Consider the following 14,855-nt stretch of genomic DNA (forward strand, 5'->3'; position numbering starts at 1 on the left):
TGCAGCTAGAGTCACGTGAGGTGCAGCATATGAAAAAACTACTGTTCGCCAGTTTGATGGCCTTGAGCACCAGCACCGCCTTTGCGGGCGGTGTGAATGTGGACATCAATGTTGGTATTCCCGGGATTGGCTACGGGCCCATCTTCTACCCACCCGCACGTGTTGTGGAGCGCCCGGTTTATGTCGCGCCCCCGCCAGTGGTTTACCATCCACCCCGTTACGTCTATCGTCCCGGCTACGTGGAGTATGGACGCGGCAGCAAAGAGTGGCGCAAAGAACAACGGCGGGCTCACAAACGCTGGCGCAAGCATCAGGAGCGCTACTGGGATGATGACTGACCCATCTGAACGGAGCCAAGCATAAAAAAGGGCTGAGGACCACAACGGTCATCAGCCCTTTCTCTTTTAAGACAGCCGCTTTACTGCGCAGGCACCAGACGTTCCAGACCACCCATGTAGGGGCGCAGAACCTTGGGCACAATCACGCTGCCATCTTCTTGCTGGTGATTTTCCAGCACCGCCACCAAGGCGCGTCCCACCGCCAGACCCGACCCGTTCAATGTGTGCACAAACTCGGGGCGAGCCTTGCTGTCAGCACGAAAACGCGCTTGCAAGCGACGAGCCTGGAAAGCTTCGCAGTTCGAGACCGAAGAAATCTCGCGGAACGTATCCTGTGCGGGCAACCACACCTCCAGATCATAGGTTTTGGCCGCCGAAAAGCCCATGTCGCCCGTACAGAGCTGCACCACACGGTAAGGCAGCTCCAGAGCCTGCAGCACGTGTTCAGCGTGGCCGACCATAGCCTCCAGCGCCTCGTAAGATTTTTCAGGGTGGACAATCTGCACCATTTCTACTTTGTCGAACTGGTGCTGACGAATCACACCGCGGGTGTCCCGGCCACCGCTACCGGCCTCCGAACGGAAGCAAGGCGAGTGAGCAGTCAGACGCATGGGCAACGCATCACCAGCCAGAATCTCGTCGCGCACCATGCCCGTCAAACTGATCTCGGAGGTGGAGATCAAGTACAGGTCTTCGGGCTTGGATTCGGCCGGCTCGGCTGGCTCATTGTCCTGACCACCCTTGGTGACCCAGAACATATCATCCTTGAACTTGGGCAACTGGCCAGTACCGTACAAGGTGGAGGCGTTCACGATGTAGGGGGTATAGCATTCGGTGTAACCATGCTCTTGCACTTGCGTGTCCAGCATGAACTGAGCCAGCGCACGGTGCAAACGGGCCAGAGGGCCACGCAAGACCATGAAACGGGCACCCGCCAGCTTACGAGCCGACTCAAAATCCAGGCCCAGCTTTTCACCCAGATCCACGTGATCGCGCGGCTCAAAGGTGATGTGCGCGGGCTTGCCCTGTTCATCTTTAGGGCCGGGAATCCAACGGCGCACTTCGACGTTGTCTTCTTCGGACTCGCCCACCGGCACGCTTTCGTGCGGCAGGTTGGGAATTGTGGCGAACCAGGAGGACAGCTCGGCCTGTACTTGGGACAGATCCTGCTCCAGCTGCTTCAAACGCACTGGGATTTGCTGGGATTGAGCCAATGCCTCGCTAGCGTCTTCGCCCTTGGACTTGAGCTGACCAATACGTTTGGCCAGTGCATTGCGCTCGGCCTGCAGAGTTTCTGTTTCCACCTGCACCGCTTTGCGGCGGGCTTCCAGCTGCTGGAAACGCTCGGTGTCAAATTGCACGCCACGTTTCGCCAAGCCCTGTACCAGCGGCTCCAAGTCTTTGCGTAATTGGTTCAGATCTAACATTTAATAGCCATATAGGTGATGGTTCAATCCCGATTGATGTGGTGATTTTAACCGCAAGCCACCACAAGCGCAGCACAGCGCACGCAGTAGCGGGATATCGGGAAATACGGGGGTGACATGCCCAGCAAGCGCCCGTCCTGTCTTAAGTGTCTTTTTTACCGGCCTGCTCGTCCAGTTGACGCAGGCGTTCCATTTTTTCAGCAATCTTGATTTCCAGACCGCGAGGTACTGGCTGATACCAATGGGGGTCGGGAATGCCGTCCGGCAGGTAGGTCTCGCCCGCCGCGTAGGCATTGGGCTCGTCGTGAGCATAGCGATACGCATGACCGTGGCCCAGCTCTTTCATCAGCTTGGTCGGCGCGTTGCGCAAATGCACGGGTACTTCACGGCTCTTATCCTGCTTTACAAAGGCGCGAGCCTGGTTGTAGGCCTTATACCCCGCATTGCTCTTGGGAGCGATGGCCAGATAGATGACTGCCTGTCCCAGGGCCAGTTCGCCTTCGGGGCTGCCCAGCCGCTCGAAGGTCAAGGCAGCATCGTTAGCAATTTGCATGGCGCGCGGATCGGCCAGACCGATATCCTCCCAAGCCATGCGAATGATACGACGCGACAAATAACGGGCATCCGCCCCGCCGTCCAGCATCCGAGTGAGCCAATACAAAGCCGCATCCGGGTTGGAACCACGCACCGATTTATGCAAAGCAGAAATCTGGTCATAGAAATTATCGCCGCCCTTGTCAAAGCGTCGGGAGTTCAAGGTCAAGGCGTTTTGCAAAAAGTCTGTGGTAACCAGCTCGGTGCCCGAGGTCTTGGCAGCTGTATTGGTCTGCTCGAGCAGGTTCAAAAAACGTCGCGCATCGCCGTCGGCATAGCCGATCAAGGTATCAACAGCTTGATCCTCAAACTCCAGACCCTCCAGCGCGTTTTGCTCCTGTACGCGGCGCAGCAGCCGTTTAAGTTCATCATCCGTCAGGGATTTAAGTACATACACTTGCGCCCGCGACAGCAAGGCCGAATTGACCTCAAACGAGGGGTTTTCCGTCGTGGCACCAATAAAGGTCACCAAGCCGCTCTCGGCATAGGGTAGCAGTGCATCCTGCTGGGACTTGTTGAAGCGATGAATCTCGTCCACAAACAGGATGGTGTGCTTGCCCATGGTCAGGTTGTGCTGGGCTTGCTCCATGGCGGCACGAATATCCTTCACGCCCGAAAAAACGGCCGACAAGGCAATGAACTCGCACTCAAACGCACTGGCCGTCAAACGAGCCAAAGTGGTTTTACCAACACCCGGTGGCCCCCAGAAAATCATGGAGTGGGGTTTGCCAGACTGAAACGCCAAGCGCAAGGGCTTGCCCTCGCCCAGCAAATGGGACTGCCCTACTACTTGATCCAGTGTTTTGGGGCGCAGTGCTTCGGCCAAGGGTGCGGCGGGTTCCTGAGCGAACAAATCACGCATGGCGATCGCCCTTCCTAAAATGGCAAGACCTGGCCAAGCAGACCAGGTCTATATTGAAAACGTGTGGTACTAAAGCGAACGGCACGCTGGCTCTGACTGTCTTGGCACCAGAGCCACAACGCCTTAGGGCATGGACACCACATCCACGCCGGCGGGAGCTTTGAAAGTAAACGTGCTGGCGCTAATACGGGGGTTGGGTTCCAGAGCGGTGAAATCAATATAGGTGGTCTGCCCAAATGAGTCCTGCAACTCAAGACGACGAGGCTCACTGCCCTTGAAGCCAATATCCACATAGGAAAAGCCAGCATCAGTTTGCAAAGGCGTGGCTCGTATCCACTCCATCCCATCCCGCGACGCCTGCTCGACCAGTCGGAACGAATCTTCCAGATTGCCAGTACCAAACAATATAGCGGCAGGCGAAGCGCCAATAGACTGATCCACTCCACGCTCGGTGACCTGTGCCAGATCCGGGTCGTATTGATACAGTACCTTGCCGTCCGACACGATCAACTGCTCATAAGGGCGCTGCACATGCCACTTGAACTGGCCCGGACGCTGAAACACGAACTGCCCTGACTGCGGCGCACCTTTGGATTGGCCGTTGCTGTCTACGGTGCGCTGAGAGAACTCTCCCTTGGCGGCACGTACATCCTGCACAAAGGAGCGCAATTGCTCGCCGCCCGATGCGGCCAGGGTCAAGGCAGGTGTGGCAGCCAGCAACATGCTGGCCAACAATGTCTTAATCTTCATCTTTGGCACCTCCTGCGGGGACCAGAATTTCACGGTTACCATTGGGCTGCATGGCCGATACCAGCCCCGCCTGCTCCATTTGTTCCAGCAGCCGTGCTGCCCGGTTATAACCGATACGTAAATGACGCTGTACCGAGGAAATCGAAGCGCGACGATTTTTGATAATGACCTGAACAGCCTGGTCGTACAAGGGATCGGCTTCCGCATCCGCCATGCCCGTTATGGGATTGACGCCCTCGCCCGACTCTCCTTCGATGGCGCCTTCCAGCAAACCTTCAATGTAATCGGGCTCACCATGTTCTTTCAGATGCTCGACCACCCGGTGAACCTCGTCATCGCTGACAAATGCACCGTGTACACGTTTGGGCAAACCGGTGCCAGGAGGCAGATACAGCATATCGCCCTGTCCAAGCAAGGTTTCCGCACCCATCTGATCCAAAATGGTGCGCGAGTCGATCTTGGAGGACACCTGAAAAGCGATACGGGTAGGAATGTTCGCCTTAATCAGACCCGTAATCACATCCACACTAGGACGCTGTGTAGCCAGAATCAAGTGAATACCGGCCGCACGGGCCTTCTGAGCCAAACGGGCAATCAACTCTTCGATCTTCTTGCCTTGCACCATCATCAGGTCAGCCAGCTCGTCAATAATGACGACAATCATGGGCAGAACGGACAGTGGCTCGGGAGCATCCGGCGTCAAGGAGAAAGGATTGGGGATAGGCTCTTCACGCTTTTGCGCTTCGCGTATCTTGGCGTTGTAACCGGCCAGATTGCGCACGCCCAGCTTGCTCATCAAGCGGTAGCGTTTTTCCATCTCCGCCACACACCAGTTCAAGGCGTTGGACGCCAGACGCATATCCGTGACCACCGGCGCCAGCAAATGAGGAATCCCTTCATAGACACTCATTTCCAGCATCTTGGGATCGATCAGGATCAGGCGCACATCGGCCGGGTCTGCCTTGTACAGCAACGACAAAATCATGGCATTAATCCCGACAGACTTACCGGAGCCCGTCGTACCCGCCACCAGCAGGTGAGGCATTTTGGCCAAATCTGCCACCACAGGCTTGCCGGCAATATCCTTGCCCAACGCCATGGTCAGCAGGGATGCACTGCTGTGATAGGTCTGCGATCCGACGATTTCCTCCAGACGCACCATTTGACGACGAGGGTTGGGTAGCTCCAGCCCCATCAGGTTCTTACCGGGAATGGTTTCCACCACCCGGATGCTGACCAGACTCAAGGCGCGGGCCAGGTCTTTGGCCAGATTCACGATCTGGCTGCCCTTCACGCCCGTGGCTGGCTCGATCTCGTAGCGTGTAATAACCGGACCGGCCTGGGCAGCCACCACCGTTACTGCCACGCCAAAATCCGACAGCTTCTTTTCGATCAGCCGCGAAGTGAACTCAATGGTCTCTGGCGATACGGTCTCCACATTGTCAGCGGCCGGGTCCAATAAGGACAGTGGGGGTAAATCACTCACCTCGCCCGCCTGACGGGGTGCCTTGAACAAGGTTTGCTGCTTTTCTTTCTCGACACGTTCGGATTTGGGCACGGCTACAAAAGCGGGCTCGATCCGAACAGGCTGCTCATGAACCAGTTGTTCCTGCTTGGCCACGACGCTTTCCGTACGCTCGGCACGTTTGACCTCGCCCACACGCCGATCCTGACGGGCCGACCAAAATGTCATGAGCCGGGCAATCGCCCCTTCAATCAAGCCGCCCAGACGTTCCGCCAGCGTCAACCAGGAAAAACCGAAGAACAAACTGGCCCCGCCGGCAAGCAGGCCCATCAGCACCAACGTAGCACCACCAAAGCCTATCGACGTTACCAACAGTTGCGATAATAATTGGCCCAACTGCCCGCCAGCGCCAGCCGGAAGCTGCCACTGCTGGCCTAGCTCTTTAAAAAAGAGTGATTCCAGGCCCATGCTGCCCAGAAACAGAAAGAAAAACCCGATACCCGTTTCCCATCGCACTCGGGGCAACACGTCCTCGTTCTTGGTGCTGGGCAAAAGTAACGCAGTCAGCCGGTAAAAACCCACGGCAACGCGTTGCACCAGCAGCACAACCCAAAGCCAGGACGTCAGCCCGAAAAGAAACAATAGAAAATCGGCGATGTGGGCACCAAAGATGCCCCCGCCATTTTGTGTAAGGCCGGAATGCACAGAGTGCGACCAGCCGGGATCACCCGGGTCCCAGGTTGCCAGTACCAGACCTAGCCAGGCTGCCAGTGCAGCGAAGATGATCCACCGTGCTTCGCGCAGCAATCCTGTCAGGCGCTGCTGCAAGGCAGAAGGCCCATTGCGCACATTTTTGGATGACCGGGACGAACGAGGGGATGTTGCAGGTATTCTTGCCATGGACTCATTATAATTGGAGATCGTCTTTTTCGGATTTTCTGTGATGTCGACTACTAAGCACGCAAAAGTACTCATTCTGGGCTCAGGCCCGGCCGGCTATACCGCAGCGATCTACGCCGCCCGCGCCAACCTCAAGCCTGTCTTGGTCACTGGCATGGAGCAAGGTGGCCAACTGATGACCACCACGGATGTAGACAACTGGCCGGCCGATGCCCAGGGCGTCCAGGGACCTGATCTTATGGCACGTTTCCAGGCTCATGCAGAACGATTCGAAACAGAATTAATCTTTGACATGGTGTCCTCGGTCGATCTCTCCACCCGCCCCCTGACCCTGCACGGCGATAGTGGCACAGTCTACACCTGCGATGCGCTGATCATTGCGACAGGCGCATCGGCTCAGTACCTGGGCTTGCCAACAGAACAGGAGTTCATGGGCCGTGGTGTGTCCGGTTGCGCAACCTGTGACGGTTTCTTCTACAAGAATCAGGACGTGGCTGTGGTCGGAGGTGGTAACACGGCCGTTGAAGAGGCTCTGTACCTGTCCAATATCTGCAAAACCGTGACGCTGATTCACCGTCGCGATACCTTCCGCTCCGAACCCATCCTGACCGACAAGCTGATGGATCGCGTCCAGAACGGCAACATCCGTCTGAAACTGCACAGCGAACTGCAGGAAGTACTGGGTGATGCATCCGGCGTGACAGGTGCTCGCATCATCAACAATCAGACTCAAGCCACGGAAGACCTGGCAGTGACCGGCGTATTCATCGCCATTGGCCACAAGCCCAATACCGGTATCTTCGAAGGCAAGCTGGATATGCACGACGGCTACATCACTACGCGCAGTGGTCTGCAAGGCATGGCAACCATGACTTCCGTTCCGGGCGTATTTGCAGCGGGTGATGTACAAGACAATATCTATCGTCAGGCCATTACCAGTGCAGCCAGCGGTTGCATGGCCGCCCTGGACGCACAGCGCTGGTTGGATGAAAACCAATAAACCCAAAGCCGTGGGCCGTAGCCTGGCAGACCTGAAGAAGTTGCAAGGTCAGGTCCGCCAGGATCTCAATCCGCCTCCAGCCCCCGCCCGTCCTCAAGCCCGCAAGCGCCCGCGCCCGCCCGACCCGGGTGGCAAGCCAGCCCGACGAGCAGCCCTTGCCAGCACGGGAGTCCAAGATCAAGTTTCTTTACTGGACCCCAGCGACAGAGCCTGGCTGCGCCAGTCCCTGCGCGATGTGGCGCCCTTGAAAAAGCGCGGCCAACGCCTGATCGCCAATCGCCCCGCAGCCAGCCCGGAGCAATTGGAGCAGCGTCGCCGCCACGCAGTGGGCGCGCCCGCTTCTACCCCTGCCCTGCCGCAGGCCTCTGACCTGTATGTCAGCGCACAGGTTGAGAGCAATGATATCCGGCACCTGCGTGCGGGCTGTGGCCCCGATGTCTTGCGCGATCTGGAACGCAATCGTTGGCCCATCGAATCCAGTCTGGATTTGCATGGCTCGGATGTAGAGCAGGCCCGCGAACGACTGGACAATTTCTTGCGTTCCTGTCTGGAACATGGCCTGCGCTGTGTACGCATTGTCCATGGCACGGGCTATGGCTCGCGCAATGGGGAACCCGTTTTACGCCATGCGGTGCGTCGCTGGCTGACCCAATTGCCCGACGTTCTGGCTTATGTTGAATGTGCCCCCAATGAAGGGGGGCAGGGCGCTGTCAAACTCCTGCTGCAGGCTGTGACTGAGCCCGGCGTTTGATTGTCCTGCGTGGGATAGAGACGTAAAAAAGGCCAGCTTTCGCTGGCCTTTTTTTTGTTGTTGTTATGTTGTACTGCCTATTGCTTTTATAGTAGTGACCGTTTTGCTTCGGTCTTTATTGCCCAGCTTTGCGGGCTATGTCTCCTCACCTGCATGGAACGTATTGTGCCCCATTTATAAAAGTGTCACACTTAGGGAATGCACTGATACCCGCATGGTAAGAAAATATCAGCCACTACCTTCGGCGCTTCTTATTGGGTTGCCGGGCCCTGCCCCTTCACAGCCCGTTTCAAAAACACCTGCATTTCTTTCTCTGCCTGTTTGTCGCCCTGCTCCTGGGCAATCACCAGACCTTGCTCCAGAACGTGCTGCGCCTGCGTAAATTGCCCCAGGTTGACCAGTACCCGCCCCAACAACTTCCAGGCTGCGGTGTAACGCGGATTCATTTCTACGGCTTTAGAAAAATGCTCGCGAGCCGCCTCCAGATCGCCCTCGCCCATACATGCGTTACCCAGGCCAAAGCGCAGCAAAGCGTTATCCTTGCCAGCAACCAGCAATTTTTCCAGTCCTTCACGCATAATCCGTACCCTTGAAAACAAAGCAAGTCGTGGTTGCGCTGTCTTCGTACAAAACACAATAGCGACTCGCACAAGCCTAAATAGCTTGATAGCTCTTGAACGGTCCGGCCATCAAGCATTAAGCCTGGTTTTGTACCACGGAATATCAAAAGGCGGCCTCAGCAGGCCAGGCTCTGTAGGTCCATTCTCCGGCGAGTGCCGCCTTTAGGCCAGATCGCCTTGCAAAACTCCCTTGCTGACGACCTCACGCCCATCCAGACTCACGGTGCAATTGCGCATGGGGTAGTCAAAATGGCAATCAGAAAAACGGCCTGCAGCGGGATTCGCTCCGGTAGAGAAAAGGAAGTTACCGGCAAAGGCACGCAACTCGGTTCCGTTGGTATCGCGCTTGTCGTACATGGCCATGGAATCCCAGCGAGCCGCCGGTGCCATGCCCCAGCCCACATGACTGACGGCATAGGCATCCTTGTCGTTCCAGCTGGCGTAATAAGAACGGATCAAATCAGCGTCTACACCCTTGCCCTCAATCGCCACGACATAATCATTTTCGATACGCAGGGTCACGGCCGACTCCAGATAGCGCTTGAAGGTCAAGTTCACATCTCCGCTATCGAGCACCAACGTCCCATTCACACTACCATTGCTGGGGTAGCAAATGCACAGACCTGCCGGCCAGTATCCAAAACTGCCCGGCTTGTCGGCAATTCCGGCGCTGCCGCGTCCAATCACCCCCTCCAGGCTGACTGTCAGATCCGTGCCGGCCTCGGAGCTAATGTGCATGACACTCGCATCGGTAATCAGCTTGCCGCCAAGATCGCACTTGCCTTGCAGGTAAGGACTGGGTTTGACCCGCTCCAGAATCTCGGGGTGCTCGTCGCTAATCATCATGATGCGGGCCCCTTTGGCCAGCAGTGCGGCACGCTCGGGCGAATGCAGCAGCCCTTCTACGGTGCAGTCCACGATGAACTGGCTGCCTGCCAAAGCCTGGACTATCGGGTCCATGCCTTCCAGAGCCAAGGAAGTCCCAGTCGAGCGCAGGGCAATATTGCTTTTCAGTCGTGGCGAGACCAGTTTCACATGACAAACCCGCGCCCCCATTTGCGTCAGGGCCAACTCGGCCAGCTCGGCCAGCACAGAGCGCGATTGCGTCTCGGACAGCACGACTGCCATTTCGCCGGGCTGCACCTTGCACAGTCCAAACACTTCTACAAAATCAGCAATCCACTTGCCTTCAATATGCTCACGCAACATCTCACTACTCCTTGAAAATTCAAAAAAGGCGCTGCGCGGCTTTTTCAGCCGGGCGGCGCCTCTGCACATCAGTCGTGCAAATCCTTGCCCCTGGTTTCAGGCGAGGCAATCGTGGCCCACAAAGCCAGAACACACAGGCCGATCAAATACCAGTCAAAAACCTGCTTTTGATTGATCGAATGCAGCCAGGCTTGCAAATAGGGAGCAGTCCCGCCCGTCAAGGCACCGGCAACCGAATACGGCAGCCCCATGGCGACCGCACGGATGCGTGTCGGGAACTGCTCAGGAAAAAAAGCGGGCATGATGGCGGTAGGCGCCGAGATCAGAAGCATGCCGCCCATCATGAATACCACCAGACGCCAGATCTCGCCCTGTCCGCCGGTCAGCACCATCGTCAATGGAATGATGCTGATGATTGAACCGATGGAAAAAAAATACCAGTTCACCTTGCGACCGAAACGATCGGAGAACGCCCCCCAGAAGATCAGGCACAAGATCAAAAATATATTTGCTCCTACGCCCACCCACATCACCTTGGCAGCAGGCATGCCCAGGGAGGTGATGGCAAAGGTCGGCGCCATGATGGCCCAGACGTAATACAAGACGGTGCCGCCTGCCGACAAAGCGAATACACGCAAGCAGGCGCTGCGGTACTTCCAGACCTCGGCCCAGAACACGCGCGCGCCAGGGCGTGCCGTTTTGCCCGAGGCTTGTGCTGCAGCCTGACGGGCTTTGAACATGGGGGTTTCATCGAGCTTTCTGCGCAGATACAGCGCATACACTCCCAAGGCACCCCCCAATACAAAGGGAACACGCCATGCCCAGGCTCGAACGACCTCCTCCCCCAGCAGACTGGTCAGGCAGGCACTGAGCAAGACCGCGGCCAGCACGCCAATTGTGACAAACACAAAAACAGAGGACGACCACAGCCCGCGTTTATGAGCGGGCGCCATTTCCGTGACATAAGTGAAGGAAGAAACCACCTCACCACCATGACCAATCCCTTGTAACAAGCGCCCCATCAACAAGAACAAAGCGGCAATCGGCCCCACCATGTCATAGGTGGGCGCAATGCCGATCACCAGACTGCCCAACGCGGTAATCAACATGGACAAGGTCATGGTGAACCGTCGTCCCTTGCGGTCGGCCAGCCAGCCAAAAAAGATGCCTCCCAGAGGACGCATGAAAAAACCAACGGCAAATACTGCCAGCGTGCCCAGCAATGCGGCCAGCGGGTCCTCGCTATGGAAAAACTGCTTGGCAAAATAGGCGGCAAAAATCGAATAAGCCGTCCAGTCATACCACTCCAGGGCGTTGCCCGCCCCAACCCCCAAAATAACGCGTCGACGCTGCGCGGCAGTCATGGGCTGCTCGCGCAAAGATGATGTAGGTGCGTCCAAGAGATGTCCCCTTCACTGTGATAGTTATGCTTCTTGTTTTTTGTTGTTGATCCGGCGGCTTAGGCCACCAACTGCGTGAAACGAGAGCGATGGAAGATCAATGGCGAGACTTCGCGCTCGATCTGCACATCGTGGATAAGCAATTGCACGGCATCGTGGTCCCCAGCCGGATGCACTTGAAAAACACTGCAGTCAAACCAGACTGATACCCCTTTTATATGGACGGCCCCCTCCTCGGTCAGCTCGACCTCGACATCGCTGAAGCGGCTGTCCTTATCAGGCCCGGCCAGCTGACGACAAATAGCCGCATGTTCAGCACTCAAAATGGATACCCCCAGACGCGAGGCGCGAGACAGCAGCGCCCAGGTCGAGGAACTTTTCTGCACAAAAAAGGCAGCCAAAGGCGGGGCTAGCGAGACCCCTACGGAAAAACTGGACGCAACAATGACGTGCGGCTTGCCATCGAGCACGGCTGCAATGGCTGCAACCCCCGACGGAAAATGCCCGAAGGCTTCGCGTACCGCCCTGGCCCCCAACCCACTTATGCTTTCTTTCATGACGATGACCCTGCTCAGGCGTTAAAGAACCAGAACCCAATAGGTGAAGAGCGTTCCTAGCGCTCACTCACCTGAACTCAATTCTGTTTCGATCGTCATTTATTTGCAATAACAAATTTGCTTTTACTAGGGTTTGTTTATTGATTTTAGGTATTAACCCTATGAAAAAACGTCATTTTAAAAGCTATAGACCTATACAATTTATATAAATTTTATTGCGTATTATCTTTCTTGATAATTTATTTGCAACAAAACAAGTTTTTCTGCAAAGGACAATATGTACCTGCATATCGTTTTGATGGCGCCCCACGCCCCCATTAAGCCCGAGCTGGCATCTACACTGGATCACGCTTTTATCCGCATACGGCAAGAGTGCCCAGGGATAGAACGCTTTGAGTGGGTGCCAAATCTGTCACGCAGCTCCGCACGCTACAGCCATGCTCTGCTATCGGTATTCCGCTCCCAGGAAGCGCTGGACGCTTATAGAGAAAGCGACGCTCATCAGGCCATGCTGGAGGCCATCACCCCGCACATTCAGGACATTGTGGTGCTCGATAGCGTGCTGGAGGAAAGCTTGCCCTAAAACGCCTGAGCGCCCGCTCAGGTACATAGCCCCCCCCCCTGCAAGTCCCAATCCGACAACGCTAGCGCCGCTGGGGTACGCACGGTAAAATGGCTCGCTGCAAACCTACTATCAAAAATGGGTAGCCATCCGCCCCACCACCGGAAAACAGAATGAAAGCAAGCATCGCGATTGATGAGTTCATCGCCAGCCGCGACCATGGCGAACACGAACAACTTGCCCCGCATCATTACATTCTGACGCTTTATGGTTTGTTCGCCCGCCCCGCCGGCATCACCATCCCCGTGGCCAGCGTCGTTCAGTTGCTGTCCGATCTGGGCGCAGAGTCCTCCAGCGTGCGCTCTGCCATCTCACGACTCAAGAAAAAAGGCGTGCTGATCAGCCAGCCGGCCGCCTCAGGAAAAGGCTATGCCTTGGCCGCCGAGCTTGAGCCTCACATGCAAGCGGGCGACGAACGGATTTTCTCCTCGCCCTCCATGAATATCCGCGACCCTTGGCTCCTGGTCTCTTTCTCCGTTCCCGAAAGTGAGCGTCAGAATCGCCACAAGATTCGAACGGGCCTGTCACGGATGGGGTTCGGCACGGTAAATGCTGGCTTGTATATAGGCCCGGCTCGCTTGCAGGCCGAAGCCGTGGAGTACATCCGCGAGCACCAACTGTGGCCTTATATTGAGCTGTTCACCTGTGAGCCTAGCGGCCTGAGCGATATTCAGGAAAAAATCTCCCGCTGGTGGAATTGGGACAAGCTGGCTAATGAGTACCAGTCTTTTTTGAACGCGTATCAGGACGAGGTTGAAGTCTGGCAAACCGCTTTGCGCCAAGGCACGGGCGACCCTCTGCAAGCCTTCCGCCTCTATATGCCCATGGTGACCCGCTGGCGCCGACTGCCCTTTCTGGACCCCGGCCTGGCACCCGAGCTGTTGCCAGACAACTGGGTAGGCAATTCGGCCCGCAAACTGTTTGGTGACTTGCATCGACTGCTGAGCCCCTTGAGCTCGCAACACGTGCAGCAGGCCATTCCAAACTGGAAGGCCCGCGGGACGGACTAAGTCCACTCCTTTCGTTACGCCCCTGCAAAGCGAGCGATGTCACCCATCAAGTCCTGGGCGACACGCTCAAACCGCTCCAGCGTCACCCCCTGCATCATGGGTGCATCCTGCCAGGCCTGGAAGTTGCCAAACTGGAACGGCAAATCAAAACAATGCCCGCTGAACACAGCCTCCAGCGGGCTTTGTTCCGTGAAGTCACTCCAAATCACAGAATGCCCCGCTGCCTTCAAACTGGCCGCATAGTGCGTGGGAAAACGCTGAAATTGCAACCATGACGAGGCTGCAACAACTTGCCGATACGGCGTCAGGCCCGACCCCGCTCCCTGATACATCCCATTTCGTAACAGAATGGCGGGCAAATCCCCCACAGGCCATTCACCCAACGCCTGATCCACCTGCTCTTGCGTCGCCTGCCGATGAAAAGGCACGTCAAAAAAGAACACCGAGGACTCTTGGGCAGTACAGCGCAGATACACCGCCTGTGCATGGCAGGCGTGCGCCGCCCAGTCAGGATTCCATAAATCCGGTGGCATCCCGGCACTGATCACAGGCAAGAATGCTGACGGAGCATGAGCCAAACGTGGCGGTTCTTTGTCCAAAGCCATCATGCCGTGCTGCATCACGATATCCACATCCGCGGTCAGCCACTGATCGCCCAGGCTTTGTCGCACGCGTTCCGTGGTTTTTCTTTGCTGCTCGGGCGACCATGGCGTGCGCGTTCCCATGCTGAGCAAGGCCACACGATCAATCCAGCCTCGTGTGGACTCCAGCACGCTAAGCAAATGCGCGTACCAGCCACCCGCCGACTGCCCCATCAAGGTGATCTTGTCCGGATCGCCACCAAAGGCGTGGATGCAATCCTTCACCCATTGGAGCGCCAAGCGCAAATCGGCTGCCGGCAAGGGCAAGTCGTCCGCTTGTGCATCACCCAAGTGCCCCAAGGCACCGAGGCGATAATTCACATTGACCACCACCATGCCCTGCGCTGCCAGACGGGTGCCGTCATACCAGTCCAAAGAAGCGCCGCCACTCATCCAGGCACCGCCGTGGATAAAGAACAGCACGGGCAGACCTTGCGCTTGGGCAGGTGCCCACACATTCAGAAAATATGCGTCTTCAGATTGCGGATTGGCACTGCCTGCGCCCATGACCGCAGCAAGACGGCTAGGGCGCTGCGGAAAGACAGGCACCTGATCCAGCGATGTCGCTGCCATCCGCCCGATCGCCGCCTGCGCCGCTTCAAAACGGCGCGTGCCTTGGGCGTAACGCAGGCCATACCAGGCCTGCACTTTCACGCCATCGGCACGACAACGACGCGAGGGGGCATGGATCCGCAATGTCGCCGTCATG

At 56.8% G+C, this 14,855-nt stretch carries 14 protein-coding genes; 5 read left to right on the top strand and 9 right to left on the bottom strand.

The features are described 5' to 3' along the window. Window positions 1-29 precede the first annotated feature (29 nt). A complete protein-coding gene (locus RSQ48_RS12520; protein WP_003801088.1) occupies window positions 30-338 on the top strand; it encodes a hypothetical protein in 309 nt (102 codons plus the stop codon). Between the two features lie 80 nt (window positions 339-418). Here the strand turns inward: RSQ48_RS12520 and serS are convergent, their stop codons facing one another. From serS to RSQ48_RS12540, 4 genes are all read right to left on the bottom strand, one after another. Next, complete coding sequence (gene serS / locus RSQ48_RS12525; RefSeq protein ID WP_415301846.1) at window positions 419-1,765, bottom strand: serine--tRNA ligase; 1,347 nt, start codon at window positions 1,763-1,765, stop codon at window positions 419-421. A 142-nt stretch (window positions 1,766-1,907) separates the two neighbouring features. After that, window positions 1,908-3,221, bottom strand: coding sequence for a replication-associated recombination protein A (locus RSQ48_RS12530; protein WP_003801092.1), 1,314 nt, complete (start codon window positions 3,219-3,221; stop codon window positions 1,908-1,910). Between the two features lie 123 nt (window positions 3,222-3,344). After that, complete coding sequence (gene lolA / locus RSQ48_RS12535; RefSeq protein ID WP_003801094.1) at window positions 3,345-3,971, bottom strand: outer membrane lipoprotein chaperone LolA; 627 nt, start codon at window positions 3,969-3,971, stop codon at window positions 3,345-3,347. Then, entirely contained in the window at window positions 3,961-6,336 is a 2,376-nt protein-coding gene (locus RSQ48_RS12540) for a DNA translocase FtsK (protein WP_039943203.1), read from the bottom strand. Before RSQ48_RS12540 ends, lolA begins: the two co-directional genes overlap by 11 nt. 43 nt (window positions 6,337-6,379) lie before the next feature. On the opposite strand from RSQ48_RS12540, the gene trxB reads away from it, so the two are divergent. Both trxB and RSQ48_RS12550 read left to right on the top strand, forming a co-directional pair. Continuing rightward, window positions 6,380-7,336, top strand: coding sequence for a thioredoxin-disulfide reductase (gene trxB / locus RSQ48_RS12545; protein ID WP_003801097.1), 957 nt, complete (start codon window positions 6,380-6,382; stop codon window positions 7,334-7,336). Next, window positions 7,323-8,087 carry a Smr/MutS family protein gene (locus tag RSQ48_RS12550; protein WP_131070793.1) on the top strand — a complete coding sequence of 255 codons (765 nt, stop codon included), beginning with the start codon at window positions 7,323-7,325 and terminating at the stop codon, window positions 8,085-8,087. The genes trxB and RSQ48_RS12550 overlap by 14 nt, the downstream gene beginning before the upstream one ends. Before the next feature lie 251 nt (window positions 8,088-8,338). Here the strand turns inward: RSQ48_RS12550 and RSQ48_RS12555 are convergent, their stop codons facing one another. The 4 genes from RSQ48_RS12555 to RSQ48_RS12570 form a co-directional block, all read right to left on the bottom strand. Continuing rightward, window positions 8,339-8,665 (bottom strand): tetratricopeptide repeat protein, encoded by a 327-nt coding sequence (locus RSQ48_RS12555; protein WP_003801101.1) that lies wholly within the window; start codon window positions 8,663-8,665, stop codon window positions 8,339-8,341. A gap of 204 nt (window positions 8,666-8,869) precedes the next feature. Then, window positions 8,870-9,916 (bottom strand): peptidase M29, encoded by a 1,047-nt coding sequence (locus tag RSQ48_RS12560; protein ID WP_131070794.1) that lies wholly within the window; start codon window positions 9,914-9,916, stop codon window positions 8,870-8,872. Window positions 9,917-9,984: 68 nt separating this feature from the next. Continuing rightward, window positions 9,985-11,316: an MFS transporter gene (locus RSQ48_RS12565; RefSeq protein WP_301605909.1), complete on the bottom strand. Its 1,332-nt coding sequence runs from the start codon at window positions 11,314-11,316 to the stop codon at window positions 9,985-9,987. A gap of 59 nt (window positions 11,317-11,375) precedes the next feature. Continuing rightward, the gene (locus RSQ48_RS12570) at window positions 11,376-11,873 is read right to left on the bottom strand and encodes a flavin reductase family protein (protein WP_415301847.1); all 498 of its coding nucleotides are present in this window, start codon (window positions 11,871-11,873) and stop codon (window positions 11,376-11,378) included. Between the two features lie 277 nt (window positions 11,874-12,150). On the opposite strand from RSQ48_RS12570, the gene RSQ48_RS12575 reads away from it, so the two are divergent. Together RSQ48_RS12575 and RSQ48_RS12580 are read left to right on the top strand one after the other, a co-directional pair. Further along, on the top strand, window positions 12,151-12,456 hold the full coding sequence (locus RSQ48_RS12575) for a Dabb family protein (protein ID WP_003801105.1): 306 nt from the start codon (window positions 12,151-12,153) through the stop codon (window positions 12,454-12,456). A gap of 152 nt (window positions 12,457-12,608) precedes the next feature. Further along, complete coding sequence (locus tag RSQ48_RS12580; RefSeq protein WP_415301848.1) at window positions 12,609-13,505, top strand: PaaX family transcriptional regulator C-terminal domain-containing protein; 897 nt, start codon at window positions 12,609-12,611, stop codon at window positions 13,503-13,505. A 14-nt stretch (window positions 13,506-13,519) separates the two neighbouring features. On the opposite strand, the gene RSQ48_RS12585 is transcribed toward RSQ48_RS12580, so the two are convergent. After that, window positions 13,520-14,854: a carboxylesterase family protein gene (locus RSQ48_RS12585; RefSeq protein WP_415301849.1), complete on the bottom strand. Its 1,335-nt coding sequence runs from the start codon at window positions 14,852-14,854 to the stop codon at window positions 13,520-13,522. Window position 14,855: the final 1 nt, after the last annotated feature.

Origin of the sequence: Alcaligenes sp. SJTW-7, assembly GCF_047716895.1 — a bacterium.
In the GTDB taxonomy this organism is placed as follows: domain Bacteria; phylum Pseudomonadota; class Gammaproteobacteria; order Burkholderiales; family Burkholderiaceae_B; genus Alcaligenes; species Alcaligenes ammonioxydans.